Below are 25,773 nucleotides of genomic sequence, written 5' to 3'. Positions count from 1 at the left end.
GAGGAGTCCGGACCGCAGCAGGCACCGGCCTCGTCCTCGCAGGGCGGGGAGGGGGGAGGCGGCTCCCAGGGGCAGGGGCAGGGGCAGGGGCAGGGCGGCTCCGGGTTCGCGACCGAGAGCAACGGTCCGCCGGTCGCCGGTTCCGTCGAGGGCCCCCTGAGTGATTCGGGAGCGACCGGGGGCGAACCGACAGGCTTGTTCGACCGGCGTGGGTCGGGCAGGGACTACGAGGTTTCCTCCTTGGGCGGCAGCACGTTCGGAGACGACCGGGCAACGCTGTTGGGCGGGGACGAGGAGGGTCCGTCCGCTGGTGGCAGCGCGGTGGGGGGACCCCCGGTCTGGATGCGTGGCGGAGGGGACGAGGAGTTCGGCGACTCCGTAACGGAGAGGGACGGCGCGTCCCGGTTCGGGAGTGACGATCAGGTTTCCGTCATTCGTCAAGATGATCGTGGGGACGATGTTTCGTCCTTTGCGGACGGGGACCGTGTCAACAACGCCGGCACGGTTTCGGGTATGCCGGCCCGTGATGAGCACGTAACCTACGGCCCTGCCACAGCCCGGCCGCCGGCTGGCCGGTCCGGTACCGACGGGCTGTCCGGAGCCGGTGGGCGGCAGGGTTCGGGAAGTGGCACGGAGGGGAGGCCGCCCGTCCTACGGGGATTCGAGGCGCCTGATGCCTCTGAGTCGTCCGGGGTATCGCATACGGAGCAGCTTGGTCCGCGGCCTGCTGATGTGAGGGGTGAGGTCGAGACCCCGACGCCTGGTATTGAGCAGGCGCCGACACGGCCCGAGGGCCTGGAGTTGCCGCCGCAGCAGGACATTCGCGGCCAGCTCCGCAATGTCGAGTCGGGGCCGCCTGAGTCGTCGTCATTCGGCGAGCCCGGTCTGACACATTCGGCTGACTCGCCGGGTCCGATTCACCAGGGCGTTCCGGAGCGTCCGGCGGAGAGGGCGGGGCAGGTTCCTGAGCATGTTGCGGAGGCGCCGCCACGGCTCGACAGCGCCAACCTGGAACAGCCGCAGCAGCCCGCGGGACGAAACGTTCGCGACTGGCTCGATCAGGTCGAGTCGGGGCCGCCTGAGTCGACGCACCCGGCGGAGTCGCTGGGGCCGATTCACGGGGGCGTGCAGGAGCGTCCGGGGGACTCGCCGGGGCAGACCCCTGAGCATGGTGCGGAGCGTCCGGCGGAGTCATCGGGGCAGACGCCCGAGCCCGGCACCGCCGGGCCGATCCGGAAACTTCACGAGTCCGGCACGGACGTACAGACCCCTCAGCGGTCGGGCGAGTCGGTCGTGCGGCAGGGGCCCGAAGGCGCCCCGGAGGCAGCAGGTTCTCAGCGTTCCGTTCTGCCGGTTTCCGACAGGAACGGCATCCCAGGCCCACACGATGTCCGGACGACTGGCCGATCCGAGGAGATCGCCCAGGGTTCGCAGTACCGGGACGAGGCACCTCCCTCCGCCACGCCGGAGGAGTCGGCCACACCGCCGCTGGACCGGACCGGCTCCGAGGACTCCTCCCCGGTCACCCCGATCCCGGCCGCCCAGCCGGCGGGGGCGGGGGGGCATGCCCTCCCTGGAGGGGTGCGTGGCAGTGCCGAAGGGCAGTCGCCGACCGCCCCACGGGGGGCCGGAGAGACCCCTTCGGGTGCGCCGACCGCCCCGAGGCCGCTGGTGGCATCCGAGGGTGGGAACGTCCAGAGGCCTGGAGTGGTACGGGAAGGGGCAGGGCCCTCTGAAGAGGTGCTGTCCCCGAGGCCGGCCACCGAGAACGCTGCTCCCAAGCCGACGGCAGGCCGGTCGGCCGCGGACGCCGCCTCTTTGACGAGCCGCGACGGCGTACGGCCCGACGGTGCACGGCCCGACGGCGTACGGCCCGACGGCGTACGGCCCGACGGCGCCGGGCAGACCGCCACGGCCCAGTCGTCGGTTGCCGGGCCCGCCGCGGAGCGCTCGACGTCGACGGCGGGAGCGGAGCGCTCGACCGCGGGAGACGGAACAACCCCGCCGCCCCGGCCGCCCGGCCCGCGGCCGGAGGTGCGTCCGTCGGAGCCCGGGCACGAGCACCACACCGGTCCCGCGGAGCCGGAGACAGGTTCCACGGAGTCGGCCCCCCAGCACGGGCCGCCGCTTGCCCATGAGGACGCGCTTGTCCAGGAGGCGCGCTTCCAGGCGTGGAGTCGTGCCAAGGACGAGATCGTCCGCACCACAGAGGAGAGGTTCACCGACGAGGAACAGAAGGCCCAGCAGCAGGAGAAGGCCGACCAGGCCCTGAACGCGGCTCACGAGGCGTACCAGCTGGAGAACACGCACGGGGTGCCCGAGCCTCGACTGGACCGCCCGTCCTGGCGGCAGACGGTCGAGACCCGTTTCAATGAGCGGTGGCAGGCCGATCTGGAGGAACTGCAAGGCAGCCTGATCTCCAGGGAGCAGTTCGGCGAGAGGTTCAAGCGTCTGACCAAAGCGCTGCCGGACGACTTCGAGATCGCTGCGGCGGCCGACAGCGCGCGGATCACGGCCGAGCGGGCCTTCGACACCGCTATGGACCAACCGGACGGGTCGTCGGTCAGTCTTCCGAACACCGTGCGGGATCGGGCCCGGGCGGAGTTCGGCGAGGAGGCCGCGGCCGAGGTGTACAAGGCGGTCGAAGGCTCGCGGCCGGAAGACGGGCTGATGGATCTGGCCACCTGGGACGAGGTGCACCAGAGGGGCAATGAGCAGCTCGAGGAACTGAATCAGGGGCTGCGTACCCGGCTGGAGCTCGAGGCCGCAGCGGATGAGATTTTCAACCGGGCCGGTGCCCTGTCGGGCGTGGATCCGAAGTATCTGAGTGAAGTGCGGACCGAGTTCGCCCGGGATTTCGCGGCGACCACCCGGCAACTGCCGGACTCGAGCGGCCCCGAGACGCGCAGGCTCCCGCATGACGAGTGGACGCGGCAGCGCCACCAGCTCGAACCGGCGGTGGACCAGCTGATCGACCGCTGGCGTGGGCGGTTCGACGCCAAGGTCGTCGAAGACGGTCTGCGGTCGGAGACCGAGCGGAGTCTCACGTACTACAAGCCTTTCTGGCGCGACGTCTCGCGGCACGACGACCGGCTGTTCGACAGCGTGGACGACGCCGAGGTGCTGGCCCGGTACCACGAGGATCTGCTGGAGGCGGCGGAGGGGGAACAGGGTGCGGGCGCGCCTGGGCAGCGGTCGGCTCAGGAGTGGGCCGACCACGCGAACCGGCTGAATGGCGCGCAGGAGCGGATGAACGGCCAGCTGCGCGCCCGGTTCGAGAACGAGGCGGGTCTGCTGCGGCAGTTGCGGGAGGCGGAAGGCCGGTTGCGGGACCTGGACGCGAGTGGTGCGGCCGCGGATCGGGTCCTGGAGGACCTCCGTGGGGAGCTCACCCGTGGTTACCGGGAAAGGGTCGGCTGGCCGGACCGGGGCGTGTGGTCCGAGGAGCAGCTCTTCGAACGTGAGCTGCTGTTCCGCAGGGATGTTTTCGAGCCTGCCGTCCGTTCGCTGCCGGATCGTCTGCAGTTCGAGCGAGGGGCGGAGCAGGCGTTGCAGGAGGGGGCTGTCCGGCTCCATGACGTGACGTCCACCCTCAGCGAGACCGGTCACGTCACCAGGAAGCACGCGGTGAGTGATGAGACGTTCGACGAGCTGATGCAGGGCGCCCGTACCGAATTCGCGACGTCTTATCACGAGATCTACGGCCCGGAGCAGCAGCGTGACGTGCATGCCTGGCTGGACGCGGAGAAGAACGGGGACGACGCCTTCGGCAGCGCGCTGGCCCGCAGGGCGGCGGAGGCCGAGTACGAATCGCCGCAGGCGGTGCGGGCAAGGGTGGATGAGGCCGCGGCACCGGCCGCCTGGCGGGAGGGGTTGCTGCGGAGCTACCGCGAGCTCGCCGGCAAGGGGTGGGCACTGGAGGACCTCCAGAAGTCGGTCGGGCTGGATCCGGAGGGGCTGAGGTCGCCTCAGGCGCGCAGGGGTTATGAGCAGGGCCTGGAAACGCTGCGAGAGGAGTTCTCGGCGAGCTGGGACACGGCGCGGCAGCAGGGTCCCGATGACGCCGGCGCCGCCCGTCAGGAACTGGTTCAGGAGACCCGGGAGCGCTGGGAGGCCCTGGCGGAGGAAGCCAGGGCGAGCGAGGAAGCGTACCGGCAGTGGCAGGCGAACCCGGCCTGGACGCTGCGTTACCCGAAGCTGGACATCAGCCGTGACGAGTTCCGTGCGTCCTTCGCGGAGGAGGACGCGCCAGGACCCCAGCAGGCCAGGGAGCAGCTGCTGGTGGAGGAACCGGCGGGTCACCTGGGGGCCGAGCAGCTCACGACCCACGCGCCCGAAGAACCCGCCGCGGGCACCCGCACGGATACTCGTTCACCGGCCCGTTCGGCGGCCGACGCCGCGGCCGTCGAAGAGCTGGCCGCGATGCGCGACACCGTCGAGGCGCGTGACCAGGCAAACCAGTATTTCGACTCCCGTCGCGATGTCTTCCCGCACTTGCGGAACGGTGATGCGGCCCGGCACCTGGAGCCCCTCCGCAAGTGGTTCGCGGAGACCAGGTCCGGGTTCCCGCTCACGCACGGACAGCCTGAGCCGGACGAGCAGCTGGGCCGGGAGCTGGATGAGAAGCTACGGCAGGCGAACGACGAGCTGGCCGCGCTTCAGCACACCCGTAGCCTCTTCGACCAACACGTCGTCCGCGGCTCGTCGCTTCTGCAGTCGGTGGAATTCCGCAGGACGCCGCAGTTCTCCCAGCTCGTGGGGGACTTCCAGCAGGCCGTGATGGGCGAGGCGGGCCCCATCGGCGCCGAGTCGATCACGCAGGTCGAGCCGGACCCCGCCCTCATCGAGGAGTTCGAGCGCCGGTACGCCGAAGCTCGCAACGCCTTTTTCCATGACGCAGCATCGTTCGCCGACGCCCTCCGCACCGGTGGCGAAGGGCCGACCCCCGACCTGGTGGCCCCTCGTGTCACCTGGAACGGTCCGACGCGGGCGTGGTACGCGGGGCAGCTGGACGGACTTCGGCAGCAGTATGAAGCCGAGGCCGCCGCGGCGGCTTCCCTGCCGGACCAGGCGAATGCGCTGCACCAGTTGCAGGAGCAGGTCAGTGAGACGGCCAAGCACCTGCGGGCACGGGCCGAGTGGGCGGCTCACCTCAGCGACGAGCTCGAGCAGCACTCCGCGCTGAGGTGGTCCAAGAACGGTGCGTGGGACCACAACCTGTCCTCGTGGTACGACCGGGAGAAGGCGGCCGTTGCCGAACCGCTGCTCCGTCGGCTGGCCGACCGCGGGCCGGGCGTCCTGGAGGACGTCAGGGCGGAGCTCGACCGGCGCGTCGGCGCACTCACCAAGGTCGCCGAGTCCAGGCACATGATCTACCAGGACTTCCAGGGGCTCCTCGCCGACGCCCCCGAAGAGCAGATCCCGCTGTCCTCGCCGCACACGGTCGGCTGGGCCAACGAGCAGATCGACGCGGCGAGGCAGGCTTACGTCCAAGCACGTGAGGCCGCCGCGGCGGCGGACGGTGCGTTCGTTCCGGCTCCGTCCCACGTCCCGGCGGCTGATTGGCGGACCCGCACCTGGGAGACCGATCAGGAGCAGCTCCGGGCCACGTACGAGCAGCGGCTGGCCGAGGCAGCGGCGACGGAGGAGTTCCAACAGCAGCGTGCTGCGGAACGGCAGGCCTTCGACGGACTCTTCGACGAATGGGCCGTCGGCAGCCGTCATGGATTCGACGCCGCGCGGCTTGGCCAGATCCGGGATCGGGCCTGGGACAGCCAAGGCCGTTGGGCCGACGCCGACTCCGGTGTCGCCCAAAGCCCCTACCAGCGCGCGCACGCGGCCTTCGACGCGGAAGCCGTACGCCAGACCGCGCTGGACAGGGGGCAGGCCGAGTACAACGCGAGCTTTCAGGAATGGCTCAACTCGCGGCACGACCCGACGGACCTGGTGCGCGAAGAAGAGGCCCAGCACATCGAGGCAGTGTGGAAGCAGGTGGGCGCGCGCTTCGACGAGCAGCTGCTCGCGTCCGTCAACCGGATCTTCCCGGACAGGTCGGACATCCTCGGCGACCTGAACGCGAGGGTGGCGGAGGCCGAGAACCTGCTGCCGTCGATGGTCGGCGATTCGCTGTGGAACCAGTTCGCCCTGCGCCTGGGGTACGAACAGACGCAGTCGCGTCTGGAGTCGGATGTCAACCGGCTTGCGGACTCCTACCAGGACTCCATCGGCCGTGACGGCCGGGCGCTCCTCGCGGCTGTGGGGATCACCGACGAGAGCGGCCGGGGACTGCGCGACTCGATGTCCGAACCGGTCGGCGAGATCTCCGCCGCGGGCAGGCTCGCCGTGCTGCGCGAGGCACACAAGGCAATGGACGAGGCCTTCACCAAGGAGATCGGCCCGGCGGCCCGCAGGCTGTGGCGCCGGACGGGGGACGAGGAACACCCTCCGCGGGGCGATGTGTCGTCCCTGCTGGAGTCGTGGTACTCGCGCATGGCAGCGGGTCTGCCGGCGCAACTGGCTGTTCAGGCGGCCCGCGAGCAAGCGGTGCGAAACGCGCTGCGGGACACCGAGGCCACCGTGGACTCCTGGGCGGCCGAGCCGCCCGCCCTGAGCGAGGCGTTCCGGGAGCGGTTCGACATCCCGTCCGGCAACGTGCGCGCGCCCTTGCTGCGTGGCTTGCAGACCAGCATCGCCGCCCACCTCAATGCCGAGTTCGGCAGGATCTTCAGCGGCGATCGTCCGCTGACGGAGAAGTTGCGCGACTGGACGGCCGCGTACGACGACATCACCGCACCCGACCGGGTCCACGCGCTGCTTCTGCAGCAGCAGGCACGCGACGCCGCGCTGAGGTCGGCAGCCGCCGTCTTCGACGAGCAACTCGAGGCATGGCAGCAGGACAATCCGGACCACCAGCTCTCCGAGGCCGACGTCACGCGGGCGCGGTCGGACTGGGACGAGCGGACGGCGTCCGCCTTCGGCCTGGTCTTCGGCGGTGTCGGGTCGCCGAAGGACATGACGGGGCGCCTCTGGGCGTGGGACGCCCAGCAGTCCCGTGAGACGGACCTGTTGCCGGCGTACTTCGCCTTCGAAGCCGGTGTCGCGCAGGCGGTGCGGGGCGCGGCCGACTCCTACGACGCTCTCAGCGCCGGCCACCGCCTTGACGAGGATCTGCGGGATGAGTTCCGCGGCGATTTCATCGACTCGTATCAGCGCTGGTTCGCGCCGCAGCCGGTCTCGGGACTCTGGGCAGCCCGCGTGGCCGCGCAGGCCGATACGTTCACCACGACACGCCCCGAGAACGCCGACCGGGCCGGGGACGACGCCGCTGCCCTCCACACTCCGCAAGAGCCCTCCGAGACCGTCCAGGAACCGTCGTCGGCCGCCCCCGGGCCCGTGGCGGATTCGCTGGAGGACAGCGGCCGTCCGGCGGACGGCGCGATCCAGGACTCGCCGGCACCGCAGCCGCACCTCCCTGGGGAACTCCCCGTTGTGGAAGCCGACGAGGTGCTGTACCGGGCCCTTGCTCCGTATCTGCCGCAGACGACAGAGGCACCCGGCTCCGACGGTGCCCGGTCGGGGTGGATACCGGCCTCCGCGGTGGTGGATCACGCGCGGGCCTGGTGGTCGCAGATGGAGGTCGCGCCGGCGACGACTCCGGAGGCGCTGGCGGCGGCGGCGCAGCGGGTGGCCGACCGGTTGTCCCGCGGCGAGTCGCCGGTGCCGTACATGCTGGAGGACGCGACAGGGGGTCTCGCCGACCCGCTGCGCGGTGGGCTTGTTTTCGGTGTCGAGATCGAGTTCGAACTCCCCGCGGACCTCACTCACGAGCAGCGGAAGGACGCATTCGCCGCGATCATCAGCGATCTCCGCGCGGCCGGGCTGACTACGCAGACCGCGATAGGCGAATACCACGACGCGGCGGGGCGGGGATATACGGAGGCCAGGGACGGGTGGTTCCTGGAGAAGGACCCGTCGGTGCCCGCGGGCGCTGAGTTGATCAGCCCCCTTATGCGGGACACTCGCACGGGGTGGCAGGACGTACGGACCGCCCCGGGCATCCTGCGCAAGCACGGCGCGACGGTCACGCGCAGGACCGGCGGCCATGTCAACGTGAGTACTCGTCAGTTCGGTACCGATGTGCGTCGGTACGACGATCTGCGTCAGAGGTTCTCCGGGGGCCATGCCGAGCATTACCGGACGTCGAAGAACCCGCAGTTCGAGGCACACCGCGGTCAGAAACATGCCCGGCCGCTCCCTGAGCAGGCGCCCGGGGGATATCACGCGGTCTGGGACACCCCCAGTGGGAGGAACGAGGACGCGCTGAGCTTCAAGCGGGTCGAGGGCAAGGGCACCGATCATGTGGAGTACCGGGCGTTCGACGGGACTCTGGACGAGGGGAACATCCAGGCCAACATCAAGGAGGCGTTGGGCGAGGTATACGCAGCGCTGCGGTTGGCTGACGACCCGGATCGGCGGGCACCCGCCTACGCTGCGCCTGACAGCCACGCCGACGTGGTGCAGCCGGTGCTCCGTGCGGGGAACGGGCCGGGCGAGGTCACGGTGTTCGGGCCGGACGCGCCGGAGGTCACCCAGCGTTTCCGCGACAAGCTGGACACATACTTCTGGCGGGCTGAGGACCGTGAACAGCAGATGGCGAAGTTCGCGGTCACGTCCTGGTACGGCGGCCTGGGGACTCGCCAGTCCGATGACGCTGCTGCCGGCCTGCTGAATCCGGTCCGCGTTCCGGGCCTGGAGAAGCTGACTTCCCTGGGCAGTGTCTTCGTGAAACCTCTGCCCGGCGCCGCGGTGTTCCGGTCCGCCGAGGGCCTGTCGGACCGGGGGGAAGCCGCGACGGCGGACAGGCTGCGCGCCATGTTCGAGGGCGGCAACGCCTTCGTGGCGCTGGTCGCGTTCAACCGCCCGCCCTATGTGCCGAACGCCTTCGGTTTCGGGGGAAGCCAGCGGATGGGGGCCGCGGACTTCATCACCATGCTGCCCCACCTCGGCTGGTCGCCGGGGACTCCACTGGTGATCGCCCACCCTGTCGAGGACACTCCCGGATCTCTCGTCAAGTGGAGTTCCGAGGTGGCCACCGAACTGGGACAGCCGGTCTATGTCCCGGCCAGCGCCGATGAGTACGCCGACGTGGTGGAACTGCCCTCGGACCGGTTGGCCGGCATCCCGGGCCTTGAGGTGTTCGGCCCGGTCGGTGGCACGGTTGCCGACGACGGCGACACGGTCACACTGCCGCCGACCGCGGTGCTGAGGGTCCGGCCCGCGGGTGCCGTCGGTGCCCGGCCGGCCGAGGCGTGGCCGGCGGGTGCCGGGTTTGTGCGCTACCCCTGGGGAGAAACCCCGGCCGACGACACGCAGACCGACATCGCGCCGAACGGTGCGGCGCTGACCGCCGACAGCGATGCGACCACCCGGCTCCCGGTCGACCTCCAGCCGTCCGAGGACACCCAGCCCGCGCCGGACTTTGAGCGTTGGGCCAACGCCCCGGACGCCGACGACGACGCGATGTCGCTGTCTTCGGATGAGGGCCAACCCTCCGCCGCACCATCCACCGGGCGGCAAGGTATGGCCGGGCCCCCGCAGTTCGCGCTGCCGAACGCCGGCCCGGCCACGTCGGCCTTCCCTGCTGTCCATGAGCCGAGGTATCCGGGACTCTACGCCGGGCCCTCGCCGGTACACGACGAGTACGTGCGGCGGTCGGCGGACTATGGGCGTGCTGCCGCGAAGGTGCTGGCGGCCGATCCTCTGGTGTCCGAGTACGCGCGGGTGGCACTCGGACGAATGGTGGGCGACGTCCAGCGACGGTTTGCCGGCGACAAGCGTGCGGACGCCTTCGCGCCCCACCTGTGGGACCCCTTGTTGGACGAGAAGAACCCGGCTCCGTTCGACTCGTTGATGGCAGGGTTCGAGCAACTCGCCGCGGTGTACGCGCAGGAGCTGGAGGGGTGGCCGGCTCCGGTTGGTGTGCGGCCGAGGAATGCCGCGTGGGATGCCGCCATGGAGCGGCGTGGGTATCAGCCCTATGCGAAGCTGACGGAAAACGAAAAGCAGCTTGAGCAGGCGCGGCAGATCGAGTTGATGATCGGCGTCTACCAGCATCTGAAGGTCCCGCGCGAGGATGTGCTGGAATTCCGGGAAGCGCTGGCGGGATGGTATCTGCAGAATGAGAACGCGCTGCCGTGGGAGTGGTTCCTGGATGTCTCGCATCACGCCGGAGTGTGGGACAAGGAGGTGGAGCCCGATCCATGGCTGACGGATCTTTCCCGGGTGCACGGGTGGATCCATGGCGTACTCGACCCGATGGATCGGTTGCCTCATGGGTCGCTGAAGGACGATCGGGCGATATGGGGCGTGCTCGCGCAGTTGCCGCATGTCCCGGTATACGAGCGGATGACAGAGGCGTTGCTGAGCGGGGAGGTCACCGGTCAGGGCGATTGGGTCCACCCCCTTCGCGTCCTGGGTAAGGGGCTGAGCCACCAGGCCGATCCGGGCGCTGACGTGGATCTGTGGCGGAGGCGTCGGGAAGCATTGCGTGATCTGCTGGACCATAACCCCGGGGCTCTGCATGCGCTGAGAAATGTGAAGCCCGGGCACGCGATGGCGTTGACGTTGGCCTCCGGTCAGGACGCGACGTTCTTCGAACCGAATCTCACCCTGAATCGGCTTCGAGCGCTGATCCGTCTGGCGGGGCAGCGTGCGAAACCTGACGATCGGTCGTCGTGGCCGGCACTGATGCTGCGTGATCCCGCAATCGATGCGGTGGTTGAGCGGTCCGGAGCCGCGGCGGAGGTGAAAGCGGCGGTTGACGCTTTCGCCGACACGGTGGACGAGCGGATGCTGGCCGAGGTGCGCGGGCACATGTCGATGGGCGAGGAGGCGATGGAACTGCTGCTCGCCGAACCGGCGGGCGGCGGTTTCATGTACTACCCGCGGTTCTTCCCTGGCTCGTTGTTCGGAGGTCCGAAGCCCTATGCGGCCGAAGACAAGGAGTCCAGGTTCGCGCCGTTCGAACTGGGGACGTCGAACCGTGATGTCGCCATCGCGACACTGAAGGAGCGGGCGGAGAACCTGGACCTGAGCAAGTGGCATCCGGCGCTCGTGAAGGTCAAGAACCAGGTGTCGCTGTTCAAGAATTCGATTTTCTCTCGGACGCCCGAGGCGTTTTCAGTGCAGACGCCTTATCCGATGTGGGTGCGGAACATTCCACAGGAGGGCGGCCGTACACACGGTTACTCGTGGAGTGCGAAGCATGACCTGTGGTATTCGGAGATCACGGTCGCAGAGGTGGAACGGCCGTCGAAAACCCCGTGGGACAACGATATCCTGCTGCGAAACGTCTACTCGGAATCCGGCGTATTGGTCGGGCTGAACGGCTTCAACGCCCGGGACGCTGCCAGAAGGCGAATATCGACCGCGTACTTCCCGAATCTCCCCGGTTACGTGGTTGCCGACCGGCACATGAATACCGGGGGCCCGCTGCAGCCCTGGCCGCAGCCGATGACGCAAAAACGGGGCGCCGGACCTGTGTTTGTTGTCAAGGTCTCGCACGGCCTGGAGCACTCGATAAGCGGATTGGGACGGTTCGGTCCGAAGCGCGTGAGCGGTTCACAGGACGGCCGCTCCACCGCACGATGGATGGCGGCCGCGGGGATGTCCGCGGCCACTCCCTTGCTGATGTGGCCCTGTTTGGTCGGCAGCGAGGTTCCTGGCGTAGAGCCAGTGGCGCAGTTGTCGGCCAATGAGCATCCTCCGCAGCGACTCATCTACGCCGCGAACGTGCCCACGGGCGATCAGAACTTCAAGAGAATGGGCAAGGTGGGGAATCCCTACCTGCAGCCCGGTTGGGGGGCTCCCGAACCCCGGGTCGCGCCGTTCCTGTCGCGGCGCCACAACGGTTCGGGCGCGCAGGCCCGGGTGACCGATCCGTACTTCGCCGGTCAGTCGGCGCGCTATGGCACCGGTTTCGCGGAGTGGGCTTCGATCGCGGCGGATTACGAGGGGGCGCTGCGAGAGCTCTGGTCGAGCGATCCCGTGGCGCGTGAAACCCTGCAAGACTTCGTGTCGGCGCTGCTCGCAAAATACTCCCCGGCCCTCGACCGGAGTGGACTGGCGGGTCTGTCGTTGAATGAGCTGATGGTCGCCGCCGGTGGCGTGCTGTCGGCGGGCGGACACCTCAAGGATCAGACCAGGCTGGCTGCTGACGAGGCCGACAAGGCGCGACTCCTGGGTGAGCGCGGGATCAGGACAATCAGCGGCCGGGCGCAGAGTACGCAGGAGTTGTACCGGAAGTACGCGGAGCTGGATCTGGACAGCGCCAAGTTCCCGTTGTTCGTGAAGGGCGTGCTCGGCTGGGGCCTGTCCCGCTATCCGCTGTCCACGCTGCTGAGCGATCTCCACGCGTCCGGGATGAGTGCCAATCAGGCCGCGCTGACCGCGGCGCTGGCCGGAAGCGCGGTGCACCTGTACGGCTTGGTCGACACCGTGTTCGCCCCACGGGACGGACTGCCTGCCGGCCCTCTCGCGAACCGCTTGCGCCCGCCGCACTGGCAGTTGTACTCCAGGCTCCTGTCGTGGCCGGAGGCCGCCGGCGGTATCCGGGTGCCAGATGGTCTGAGGATGTCTGTGCGGGTGCTGTTGATCGCCGACGACCTCCCGCTCATCCCGGCGGGTTCGGAGGCCGTTTTCGGCGCGAGCACATGGGCGGCGAGGCACCAAGCGGTTCGTGACGCCTCGTGGATCGGCCAGGACTCCCCGCTGGACGGGCTGGATGCGGCCCACGTGAGCGCTTTGTTCGCGCTCAGTGACGATGCGAACGAACCGCTCTTCGGGGCGGGACTCGAAGATCTGCCCGGCGCCGAGCGCGAGCAGGAGCTGGAAGAGGTGGTGAAGGATCAGCTAGCCGCGGCGATGGGCGGCGCGCGCCTCCCGTCCCCGCTCCGGCAGTCGGAGATCATCGCGCTGGTCGAGGCGGCGGCAGCGGCACGCGAGCAGCAGGACAGGGCCCGGTTCGGCGAGATTCGCGACCAGTTGATCGCTCTCATCACCCCGCTGGCTCGGCGGCTTGCCGTCATGATCCCCGTAATTGCGGGGCTGGCGACGGAGGGGCTGGCGGCACTACCGCCGGTGAACCGCCCGATGTTCATCGCCTTCCCGGTCCCGGGCGACGAGGCGGTGCCGAGCCTGACGGCGTCGCAGCTGCGGCAGCGCCACCGAGTCTGGCCGGATCCGGAGGCGGCGCTGGCCGATCTCGAACCGGTCCCGCACGGGTGGCAACGGGGCGTGGTGATGGTGGAGAAGTCCTCCGCCCACGACATGACCCCGCTGGCGTACGACCCGAGCAAGAAGCAGATCCGGTACGCCACGCCGCCGGATCTCCTTTACCAGTCGCACGGGCTGATGAAGGACCGCGCCGGTAACCCGTACGCGGCGTTCCGGGCGGTCGAGGTGCCACTCGCCGACCCGCTGGCGGCGCTGAACGCGGTCAAGGCCGTCGCCAACGCGGCCCAGGTCCAGCCAAGGGCGCGACGGGGTACCAACGCGAGCACCCAGCGTCCGGCTGAGACCCGGCCGGCCGAGGACACCCGGCCCACGCCGGCCCATCCCGACTCCCTTGACCGCAACTCCTCAGACGTCCGGGGGCCGGCAGCCGGGGACCACAGCGGGGCGCCCAGCGCCGACCGGTCCACCGACCGGTCCACCGACCGGTCCACCGACCGGACCGGCGCGCCCGCGGCCGAGCAGACCACGTCGGAGCCGCAGCCGGACGAGGCCAGGGACGTCGCCGAGCCCGCGACCCCGATGGCCGGCAGGCTCCGGCTGCCGCCGTACGTGGAGTCGATGGAGAGTGCGGGACTCGGCGGTCTGTCAGGGCTCGACAACCTGGGGTGGGTCGCCGAGCGGGTAAGGAGGACGACCGCCGGCGGCGATCCGGGGCCGATCATCGCCGAGCTGAAGTCCCGCACCGGCGCCTTCCTGGGCGAAGGCGTTCCCTTCCAGGTCCTGGGCGGGGACCGCAGGTATTACGACGTGACGGTCTCCATCAGGCGCGCTGCCGACGAGCCTCGGCCGCTGATCGACCTGCTCGGCGACGAGAAGACCAAGGACAAGGACGTGGCGGGTCTGCACTCGCTGTCGTCGTCCACCTCCCGCTCGACGAAGTCGACGCACGGCTGGGCGCTCAAGGCGACCGGCCTCGTCCTGCTTCCGACGCCGAAGCCGGGCGTGCTCGCCGGCGCCACGGCCGAGATCAACTGGTCGTTCGGCCGGACGTCGAGGGAGACGGGCTCCCAGGAGACCGCGTCGTACAACCGTCTGCTGTCCAGCCTCGGCGGCTCGGTGGACGTACCGCGCAAGGTGACGGTGACCGTACGGACCCAGAAGTCGGGCGTCCCGGCGGCCACGGTCATCAGCGGGAACGCTTCGGCGAGGACCCGGGTCCCCATCAAGGAACTGGTCCCGGACGGTCCGAGGTCGTGGGACCGCGCGCTGGAGGGGCTGTTCGCGCGGGCCGCGCGCGCGGTGCAGTTCGCCGAGTCGCTGGACGTGCTGGCGGTGACCGAACCCGGTGGCCAGTTCGAGGGCGGCAAGGGTCTGTTCGACGTCATCCGCTCGGCGCTGCACCCCGCGGTCACCGCGCCTGGTGCCCCGGGCCGGTCGGCGGCGTTCAGGGACGGGACAGCAGCCCAGCTCACCGAGGACCTGCACGCCTACCTGAAGAAGTGGACGCCGTCCGGCGAGCTGCTGAGCAAGGACGGCAGCGTGCACGGTGCGTACCGGGCGCACGCCGAGATCCTCGCGATCACGCCGAGCCATCCCGTCGGCGACATGTTCTCCCGCCCCTCTCGGCAGTCGGACCGACAGCAGTCGACGACACGGACTCACGGCCTCGGCGGCCGCTTCGGGCTCGGCCCCGCCGTCGGTCTGATGACGATGCCGGGTGGTCCGCGGCTCCGGCTCGCCGTGTGGCCCACGGTGACGGCGGGATCCAACCGGCTGGTCTCCTCGTCTTCCTCCGTCACGACGGTGTCCGGTCGGCAGATCATAGGGCCGCGGATTGTCTACCGGGCCCGGGTGCGGGTGCACGTGGAGGGCACCGGCGCGCGTTCCAGGGCGATGCGGGCGGGGCGGGGCGGCGGGCCGACGTACACGGACGTGACCGCCTGGCTGAGTCTGCGCCCTGAGGAGGCGGTGTCGCTGGCGCTGAAGCTGCTCGACGGCATGCCGACGATCGCCCCTCTGCTGCGGCAACCGGGGTACGAGCGGACGCTGCCCTTCGGCCCGTCGAGCGCGAGTGTGGGGCCGGGGTACGAGCGGACGCTGCCCTTCGGCCCGTCGAGCGCGAGTGTGGGGATGTCCTCGGTGGACACCGCCCAGCTTCTCTCGGAGCTTGAGAAGCTCTTCGCGGACGACCCGCGCCTGGCCGGGTTCCTGCCCGGGTTCGGCGCTGCCAACAAGTCCGGTCTCTTCACCAGCCGTTCCGACCAGCAACGGCAGCGTCACAACTACCGGGTCCTGACTGACGCGCTCTCGCCCGACAACGTCTCGGAGCGCAAGGGCACGGGGTTCAGCACGGGCATCCCCGTGCGGCTGCACCGCAAGGGCAGGCTCGACAACGAGTACGTCCTCGTGCGGGTCAAGCTCCGTGAGGAGACGGAACCGGATTACCGGGGAGACATAGCCGACTGGAAGCAGCGACACACCGCCAAACTGGCGAAAAGCGGACAGAGTGGCCACAGTGTCGAGGACGGCTTCTCGGTTAACGGCACGCTGTCGGCCAAGCCCGTTCCGGGACATCTCTACCTGACACTCGCCGCCGCTCTCGGCTGGTCCAGCGGCAGGGCCGGCCAGGGCGGTCCGAACACCGAAGTCCGGAAGTCGACCACCGGGTCACCGGACTCGAGCGTGTTCGGCATGACGGTCGGGTTCGACGTGGAGATCACCTTCGTCGAGCGGGAAAGGAACTGGCGGCGGTACGCGCTGCCGGGCCGTCCCGGCCGGCAGACCCCGCCCACGACGACGGTGGCCCGCACCGGCGCCGCCGCCGACGCGGCGGACGACGTGCGCCCGTTCGACGTCGACCCGGTGAAGGTGCGGCTGACGACCCCGACCGCCCTCACCCTGTCCCCGTCCCAGCGGCATCTGCCGCACATCCCGGCGGAGACCCGGGACGTCCCGGTGCCCGAACTGACCGGCATCAACATGATGTACGACCGCCAGTGGGCGGCTCCGGCGCGTGAGAAGCGGGAACTGAGGCAGTGGCTCGCGCTGGAGATCGTGGGCCTTGAGGGGGAAATCCCCGAACTGGCCCAGCAGTTGCTGACCGAGGCCGCCGACGGCGACGACGTGTTCACTGTCCCGGGTCTGGAACCGGCGCTGTGGATCGAGGAGCGACTGGGATCCGACGCGCTTCCGGCGGGTCTGGAAGAGGGCACCAGGAGCGCCTGGCTCGTCGACGGGCTGCGCTTCGAGCGCCGGTGGGACACCGTGACCGGTTCGGTGGGTACCCGGTTCCATGTGCTCAGCCCTTCCGTGATGGAAGTGCTCGACGGACCGGCCACCGAACAGTGGCTCAGCGGCGGGCATCAGGCCGTCGGTGTCAAGAACGAGGCCAGGTTCGTGAGGACCTCGCTGATGGCCGCCGGTGCCGGGACTCCCTCCGAGTCGACGTGGATGCTCGGCGGCCTGGCCCCCAACTACGGATTCAACAAGTCCGCCCAGTCCTCGCTCATCTCCGCCGGTTTGATCGACCGGATCAGCTATACCGAGGCCGATCACCGCCTCGTGCTGCTCCAGGCCGACGTCGAGGTCCTCATGGCCGCCGAGGCGAAGGTTGGCTTCGACGCCGCGAAGCTGGAGACCGGTGGCCGGCTGCTGTCCCGGGCCGGCGCCGCGCTGGTGACCGAGGAGTACGCACGCGCCATCGGTCTCGGAGCGCAGGTCGACGAACGTCTGCGGGCCAAGGGGATCACTCCGCCGGTGCCCGTCGCCGAGGTCGCCGAGGTCGCCGAGGTCGCCGAGGTCGCCGAGGACCGGCCCGAGTCGGCTGCCGCCGCCTCCCCGGGGAGGCGGACGGCCGAAGGCCCGAGGGACCGAGGGTTCATTCCGTTGCCGACCATCGCCGAGGTCGCCGAGGACGGGCCCGAGCCGGCTGCCACCGTCTCCACGACGGAACCGGCGCCTGCCGCCGCCGAGCCCGGGACGTCGGCGTCTTTGGCTGAGTCCGGGACATCGCTGTCCCAGGCTGAGCCAGAGACGTCGCTGTCCCAGGCCCAGGCCGTGACGTCGAAGACCGCCCCCGATTCCGCGGCCGGGCTGCAACTGCCGGGCAACGGACCGCTGGGGCTGGGCGACATCGAGCACGCGCCCGACTTCCTGCGGCTGCTGCCGGCCCTGCGCAGTCGGCTGGCCGACAGAACCGGCACGGGCGCCGAGGAGTCGCTCCCCGACGACCTGCTGCCCGAGCGGTTGCTCGACGACAGGCGGCACAACACCGAACGCCTCGGGAATGTGCTCAACGGCGCCACGAGTCTGCTGGCAAGCCTGCTGGACGGCAGCGTGACGGTGGAGCTGTTCCGGCAGGACAAGGGCAGGCGCACGTTCTGGGCCGAGCTGGTGCTGAGCCGGGAGGAGGGCTCCTTCGACAGCCGTCCCCAGCAGGGCCGGGCGATCTCCTTCACGACGACGGCCGTGCTCGACGATCAGACCGCCACGTCGGAAGGCAGGGGCTCGGGGCTGGACGTCCCCCTGTTGCTGCTCGGCGCCGAGAGCGGTGTGGCGGGGGTGCCGGCGGCGGGGAGCGCCGCCCAGCATTCCTTCGGCGAAACCGTGCGCAACGCGCTCATGGCCAGCGTGACCCTGACCATCCCGGACAAGGCGGGGATGGTCAGGGTCAGGATTCCGGTGTCGGCACGGTTGGACCTGTACGACGGGCCACCGGAGAGCACCGCTCCGATCGCCACGGTGGAATTGGCGGCGCCGCCTGCCGCCGAGGACGGCTCCACGGTCGAGGACGACCGCTACCTGCTGTTCCGTCTTCCGGAGTCGGATCTGCGGGCGCTGGCCGGTCTGCGTCCGCCACGGGCGCTGCCCCCGCTCGGCGGGCGGTCCGCGCCGCTGGTTCCGCTGCCGCAGTGGCGCGTCGCAGGCGTGCAGCTGCCGTACGAGGCGCAGGCCTACCTGTTCCAGGGTGCTCCCCGGGTACGGGCAGGAATGGCCGCCTTGGCGCGGAAACTGGGGGCGTCCTCGAACTTCCACGCCATCGACAAGTCCGCGGCGTACACCGTACGGGAGGAGGTGTCCACGGAGTGGCTGCAATCGGCGCTGCCGGTGGGGTCCACCACCGGGATCGGGTTGCCGCCGACGTTCGTCAAACGGTTCTTCGGCACTGAGGACCTGGACGTCGCCCTGTACACGCGATTCACCCACGGTGAGGTGCTCGCAGCGGGTGAGACGGCGCTCTTCGAGTCGGTGTCGGGTGCCGAGCCGGGCACGATGGCGATGTCCGAGCAGGGGCAGGGCGGCACGTTCGGAGAGAGCGGGGGCGTCTCGGGGCAGGGGCTCCCCGTGCCGGCCTGGATGAACTACGCCCTCACCAACGTGCACGACTACGAGCCAGGGCTGGTCCGCACATCCGCTCACGCGGTCAGCGGGGCCTCGCAGCGGACCGCCGGAAACGCGACCGCACTGGCCTTCGAGGGGCCGTCCGCGCTGGTGCAGTTCACGGTCGATCTGCGGCTGGTCGCCAAGCGCCGGGACAACGTCGGGCACGCGCTGGGGTTCAAGGACACCCAAGCCGAACTGGACGTGCCGATCGCGCACCCCGTCCCGATCCGGCTCACCCGGGCCTCGGCGGAGCTGATGCTGGCCGCGGGCGCCATCACGGACCCCGACCACCACGTGCTGCGCTCGCAGATCAGGGTGGAGAAGGTCCTTGACGGTGAAGGGCGGCCCTCGGGGCTGACGTCGTTCACGCCCGAGGAGGGATACCGCAACGCCGCGTACCGGGATGTGGCGACGTACCGGGAGTACACGCAGTGGGGGAAGGACGCCGACGGTAAGCCGGTCCCTGCGCAACGCCTTCTGCCGCTGGCGCCGGACGCGAAGCTGCAGGTCTGGGGCTCGCACGGCGACACCGGTGGGCGATTCAAGGGAGTTACGCAGGACGGGAGGACCCTTTCCTTCGACGCGGACGGGCTGGGGGCGATCCTCAAGGCCGAGCTGGCGGCGGACACCACGGACATCCTGCTGGCACCGTGCGTGAGCGGTTGGGACCCCGAGACGCTGAAGGAGACGGCGAAACGGATCCGCGAGCGGACCAACATCGGGGTGCACATCTCCGATGGCGGCGATGTGACGGTCAGTCCGCCGGAGGGCGACGATCCGGGCCGAATCCACACCCACCCGAAGCCCGACGGCAGCCCCGCGGACTTCATGTCCGACATCCCCGCAGGCCGCCCCCCCGTCCTCCTGACGCCGGTGGCCTCGGCGCGCCGGCCCGCCTACCCGCCGTCCCGGTACCGCAATGCCACCGGCCCGCAGGCCCAGCACCACCCGTCGGTGGTGGTGGCCGAGGGCGGCCCGCGGCGGTTCCCGTTCGGCGAGGCCTACGTCGTCGAGTTCGGCGGCGACGGCAGGACCGTAGGTCTCCCGTTGAGCAGCGCCGCCGCCGACGCCTTCTCCTCCGCCCTGGCCACGCTGCCGCCGGACGCGGCGGTGGTCGTCACGGGCGCCGACCTGACGGGCGAACCGTCGCAGGATCCGCTGGTGTCGCCGATCGCGGGCCAGGACCTGTCCAACCGCTCGAACCGGTGGATCTGGGCCACCAGGAACGGACAGGACCCGACCGGGGCCGACGAATGGGTGGGGTTCCGTCCGGAGCCGACGAGCGAGCAACTCGCCCACGAGGCGGAGACACTGACGGGTGATCAGGGTCACCCAGCCGATGTGCTGGGCTGGAGGCGGGTGATCGGCCTGGTCTACGGGCCGCGGCTGGAGAGCGAAGCCCAGGCGTTCGAAACGATGCTGCGCGCCATGTGGGTGTGGGAACGGGAGGGACGGGCCGACGAGAACCACCGGCCGCTCACCTGGGAGGCCCTGCGAGCGGACATCTCGGAGTTCTACAAGGCTTATTCCCAGCCCCAGCCGGAACTGGCAAAGGCGCTGCCGGCCGTGCTGCAGCAGGTCGCGAACCTGTTCCAGATCGAACTTGAGCTGCCCTGGGACGCATTGGTCCCCGAATACCATGTCGACCCCAGCCGCTTGGCCGTGCGCCCGGCGGAGCAGGCCGAGGGGGCCGAGGAGGCGGAACTGCCCGCCTCGGCCGATGAGGCGCTCGAAAAGCCCGCCGCCCTGCTCACACGGGAGCCGTCCCCGTTCCCCGATCCGGGGAACACCTCCGTGGCGTCGTCCGGGGGGACGGACGTCTACACGCCGCGTTTCCCCTCCCTCTACGACGATGTCGCATGGGAGACGAGGACCGCCGGCCATGAGCGTGCTGTGGCCAGGGCCCAGGAGACGAATGACCTTGCCCGCCTGCGGGCCCAGGAGGGCGTCCGGGAGCTGTACCAGAGCCTGTCGTCACATGACCGAAACCCTCGCCGTTTCTTCTTCTCGCCGGAGGACCCTGACAACTTCGACTGGTTCGGGGAAATGGAGCGTTTGCTGGACGAGAGGGGGAAGCCGCCGCTCCACGACCTGATGAAGGCGTTCGCGCAGGCCGCAGCGCACTACATGGAGGAGGAGGGACTGCCGGAGAGCGCTTCGCCGGCGGCCGGCACCACCGATGACGCGCAGCTGCGGGCGCTGGGATACCGGGTCGTCGGGGACGGCCAGGAAGCCGAGGACCTGTTCCGCGTCTACCAGGACATCGGCCTCGATCCGCTGCTCTTCCGAGAGGCAGTGGTGTCCTGGCTGGTGGGCCGGGAGGACGGCCCGTCCCTGGTGGTCGTGATGAGGGCGGCGCAGCACGTCGGACGCGGCCCGACGGAACCCGACTTCCTGAACATCGCGACGTCCCGATTCGACGCCTCCCGGTTCTACCCATGGATCGATGCGGCCTTCGACTCCCTCAGGCAGCGCGCCGTACCGGACTCCGATCTGCGCCAGCCGCACGAGGAGCTGTACCGGGCATCCATGGACTGGCTCAACGAGGACCTCACCGGAGTGAGCGACCCGGCGGGCTCCATCGAGTCCTTGGCGGTCCATGGCGCGGGCACAGGCCAGACGGCCGAGGATGCGACTCCTTCGGTGGTGGCCGAGTGGCGGCAGCGCCGAGCGGCCGTGCGTGACTGGCACCTGCGCTACGAGGCACCCAGGCTGCTGGCGCGGAACATGCGCCCCGGTCATTGGGCGGCGCTCTACCTGGCCGGTGGCCCTGACGGCAGGCTGCTGAGCGCCTGGCCGGACGGACGGGCACTGCGCCAGGTGGTCCGGCAGATGCTCGATGACGCGTTCCAACCGGACGGCCGGCCCGACGCGCTGCCCCTGCTACTGCAGCGGGACGAGCGGTTCCGGCAGTTGGTGAAGGAGACGGGGGACGACCTCGGGCGGGCCACTTCCGAAGCACGGGAAGCCATCGAGCACCGTGCCATGGAGCTTGTCGACCAGATGGGCGACGAGCTGACGGGGCATGCGCACATGCTCGAAGAGGCCGCGCACCTGCTTCCGCCGATGACCGGTCAGCGTGCGATGTGGTCGTCGTGGGCGCCCGGATCGCTGCAGAGCCGGCGCACCTACCTGAGCAGGGGCGAGGTGCATGTATCCGCCCGGCACCGGGCGACGGCCGGCACGGAGGCGGCCTTCCGTGAACTCGTGAACTCGGCCGAGAGGCACGGAGATACGCATCCGGAGCTGTTCGAGGTCGTGGAGCCGGAGCGGGAGCCGGCCACGACGGCCCGCGACATCTCCCTCGCCGCCATGCGCCCACAGGACCGCAGGCTCGTCTACCCGGCGGCGGCCGACTTCCGGGTGATCAACGAGGAGGTGCGTTACCACCCGGCGCTGGGTGGTGACTACGCGCATGTCACGTTGGTGGAGATACCGGCACCCATCCCGGAAAAGGTCTGGGACCGGCCGATCGTCACCCTTCCGCTCCTCACCGACAGTGGTCGGGCTTTCGGCCTGACCAGCGAGAGCGTCCTCGAGATGGCTGACGATCGCCTTTTCCACTGGGACCGCGTCAGTCACTACCGGAACTTCGACGCTTCGGCGGACAAGGCAGTGGGCCCGTCCAGGCCCGTGGAGTGGAGGCAGGGCCGGCAAGGGGCGAGTCAGGACGCTGCCGGTCACCCCTCGGCCGCCTACTGGAACTCGCACGGCGAGCCTCAGAAGTACTCCGTTCCTTCGCCTTACGGGGTCAAGGCCGCGCTCGGCCTCGAGGTCGGCCGCTACCAGCGTGAGCTGTTCCGCCGGATGGGCGTGCCCGAACAACTGCCGCTGGCGCTGATGACGTGCTCCCCGGCGAAGGAGAAGCTCGCCCAGACGACAGCCGATCAGCACGGCGGGCGCCCGCTCTACGGCGCAACGGACGTGGTCACATGGCAGCTGCGTGTCGGCTCCCCATCGGTCAATGTCATGATCAACCGCAAGCCGACCGAACAGGACAAGACCTTCCTCGCCTTCAGGGCCCGGGACCCACAGCAGATCCGTGCGGACGAGGTGAGCGCCGCCGCTCACTTCAGCGGACAGGCGGCGCGCTACGGCCGCCTCACCACCCTGCCCGACTGGCTGCCGGCCACTGTGCGCTACGACCGGGCGTTCGGCGAAGCGGTCAGCCGGTCCGCCGGGCCGCTCGCCGCGGCCCGCCAGGTCCTCCAGGCTCTGCGCGCCGGCAAGCAGGACGCGGAGTTCTTCCGGGGCAACAGCCTGGTCGGGCCCGAAGAGGCTATGCAGCGGCTGCTGGACCAGAACGGCACCGCCGACCTGCGCGAGGTGATGACCGCGATCGACGAAGCGGCCACCGGCGGGCGGATGTCGCCGTACATACTCCCCGGCGACATGGACATCGACCATTCGGACGGATTCGTCGAGGCGGAGGGCGGGTTCAGAACCCTCTCCACCGAACTCACTGATCCGATGGACTTGTTCGCTGCGTTCCGCGATCTGGACCTGACCGATGAGAGTGACCACTCCTTCCTGCTGGCCGTCATCGGGTGGCAGCTCACCCTGCCCGACGGCGGCTACTCGCTCGCCGACATCCTGCGGGCGTACGGCTCCGACCGCCCAGAGATCAGGGCCGCCCTGACCAGCGCGGTCGACCTGTACGGCTGGGCTGACGCGATCGTGCGCGGTGATGTCCTCGGTGGTGACATCAGTGAGGACCTCGTCGCGCGCCTGGAGCCCCCGCACCACCGGGTATACCGAGATGTCCACCGCTGGCTCGACGCGTGGGCGACGGACGAATTCCCCGTACCGCAGGGACCGCGGTCGGCCCCCGGACACCTTGCCGTGCTCTCGCTGCTCAGCGGTCCCGGCGCCGAGCTGATCCAGGAGCGGTTCGCCGCCGACGGCCCTGTCGCCTCGGCCCGGAGCAGGGCATTGCTGAGTGAGGCGGTGCGCGACGCCGTGTCCCGGGCCTTCGACTCACAGTCCCACGCATACCCGAGGCCGTTCCTGCGGGACGAGCGGTTCCAGGAACTGGTCGACGACGCCCTGGACGGCGAAACGCCGCAGGAGTGGCAGGCCGGCATCAGGGAAGGGCTCCTCAAGCGTGCCGAGCAGCTGACCGACACCCTGCGCAGGGAGCTCCCCGAACATCTGGGGATGAAGGCGGAAGCGCTGGCTGTGTTGCCCTCCGCCGACAAGCGGGCGGCCTGGACGTTCTGGGCGCCGGGCGACCTCGCCGACGGCCTACGGGGCACTCTGGACGCTCTCATGGTGCCCAAGGACCAGCGGGCCGACCTGGATGGGGACACCGTGATGGAGTCCCTTGTGAACATGGCCTTCGAGTCGCGGCCCGGACACCACCGGGTGCTCGTAGAGGTGGAGAACACCTCCGGCCGCGAGGTGCCGGGTGAGCAGGTGACGTACGCGGCCGACACGGTGGCCTTTGTCAGGCAGCGGGTCCTGGCCCATGACGAAGATGACCAGCCCTTCGAGTACCTGCTGGTGTCGGAGGCCGATCGGGGCAGTGGGACATCCGGTAGTCAGTCGCCCGCGGGGTCCGAGTCGCAGGACTACGACGAACTGAGCGACGCCGGCGCTCAGTCGCCTGCCTCGATGGGCTCCCTGGAACGCGAGTTGCCGGCGGCGCTCGAGCAGCAGGAGGACGAGGACTCGGAGTCCCGGGCATCGAGCCCCGCGATGGACGGCGAGGCGGAGCCGGCGTCGCTGATGTTCATGGGCTCCCTCCAGGACGGCGACCCGCCCCGCTACCAGGCATCTTCTTCGTCCGCGGGTGCGATCAGCCGGGGCCGCCGGATGAGCGTGGCGCTTGCCGGAGTCTTTGCCTCCGGCAACTCCCGTCAGCTCCTCGAGTTGGCACAGGCCTCACAGAACAGGCGGCATGAGGCGATCGAGGAACTGTTCCGCGCGTCCGCCGCGCGGGTGCGCTACGAGGGGGACCCGGGCTCTTATGCGGAGGTGATCAGCGGGAACGGTTGGCCGCAGGCCGCCGGGGAATACGAGAGTGCCGCGGCCTCTGTCTTCGCTGTGCAGCCGAACGTGGCAGAGGCGACGAACCGGGCCTTCGAAGCGTTCAGGGCCTGGGAGGCAGCCCAGTCCGCTCCCGCACCGGAGCGAGGACAACGTTTCGCCGACAAGATGCTGGGTCGTGCCGTGACCGGCCAGAACGTCGACGCCATGCTCCAGCGGCAACCGGACCTCAGCGAACGGATGGTGTACCGGCTGACCCGGCTGGAGGGCTACGGGGACTCCGCGTTCGAGTTCGACTCGGGCTGGTCGCCGCTGCTGACCCGCTTGGGCTATCTCTGGAGACGAGACCACCAACTCGATCTCCCCACCAGGTTGATGGAGGTCTATCGGCGGCTCGTGCTGGACGGGAAGCTGCCGGAGAGTGACGTGCCGTTGTTCCTCAAGGCGTTGATGGCGGGGATGGTGCATCTGCTTCCTGAGGGTGCGGGCCTGGCGCGGTTGTCGATGTTCGAGATCCTGTGGTCCGCCCGGCTGGCGGGGCTCGGTGACGCGGCTCTGGACCGGAGCCTGAAGCAGGCTCTGGTCCAGGGCGCGCCCGGAATGTACGAGTGGGTGGACAGGGAGCTCGAGCCCTGGGCCGGTTCCGAGAGTTCGGCTGGACAGCGGGCGCTCACGCCACCCCATCTGGCACTGCGCTACGACATGACCTTCCCGACGCCGCCCCAGCTCACCCCGGAGCAGGAGCGGGCGGGGCACGACGTGGGCCTGGATTCTCGGCACGTTCACGCCCTGGCGCATCCGCGAGGGGTGTGGGACGAGGAGGCCGGGACCAGGTCGCTCGTCGACGCAATGCGGGAGAGGGCCTTGCGCTTGCTTCCGCCCGTGAACCGAACGGTGTATTGGGCCTCCGTGTCCCGCGGTGGGGGTTTCCCGCCCTTCATCGAGGAGGTCCCGGGCGAAGTCTTCTTCTCCAAGGAGGACGCTGTCCGAGAGCTCGGGGCGGACCCGGACCAGGACATCGTGCTGCACCAGGTACCCCTCTCGACCGCTCGGGATGTCACCCTGCTGGCCGACCGCAGCACTCCTGCGGCCCATTACCTGCCGAACACGGAGGTCGAGAACCGCCACGACAGCTTCGAGACGATGGGGCGCGGCTCCAGTCTGGTGCGT

At 69.9% G+C, this 25,773-nt stretch carries 1 protein-coding gene (running past one end of the window); it reads left to right on the top strand.

Annotation, left to right across the window (positions count from 1 at the left end; all coding sequences use genetic code 11):
• Window positions 1-1,740: 1,740 nt before the first annotated feature.
• Window positions 1,741-25,773 carry part of the coding region annotated (locus ABZ656_RS27485) for a hypothetical protein (protein ID WP_360271128.1) on the top strand (this coding region is incomplete at its 3' end). Its footprint extends 18,370 nt past the window's final position, so 24,033 of the 42,403 annotated nt are shown.

It is taken from the genome of Streptomyces sp. NPDC007095 (assembly GCF_040634475.1).
Classification (GTDB): Bacteria; Actinomycetota; Actinomycetes; order Streptomycetales; family Streptomycetaceae; genus Streptomyces.
Note: the sequence above shows the minus strand (reverse complement) of the source record. Positions and strands in the feature narration are given on the sequence as shown.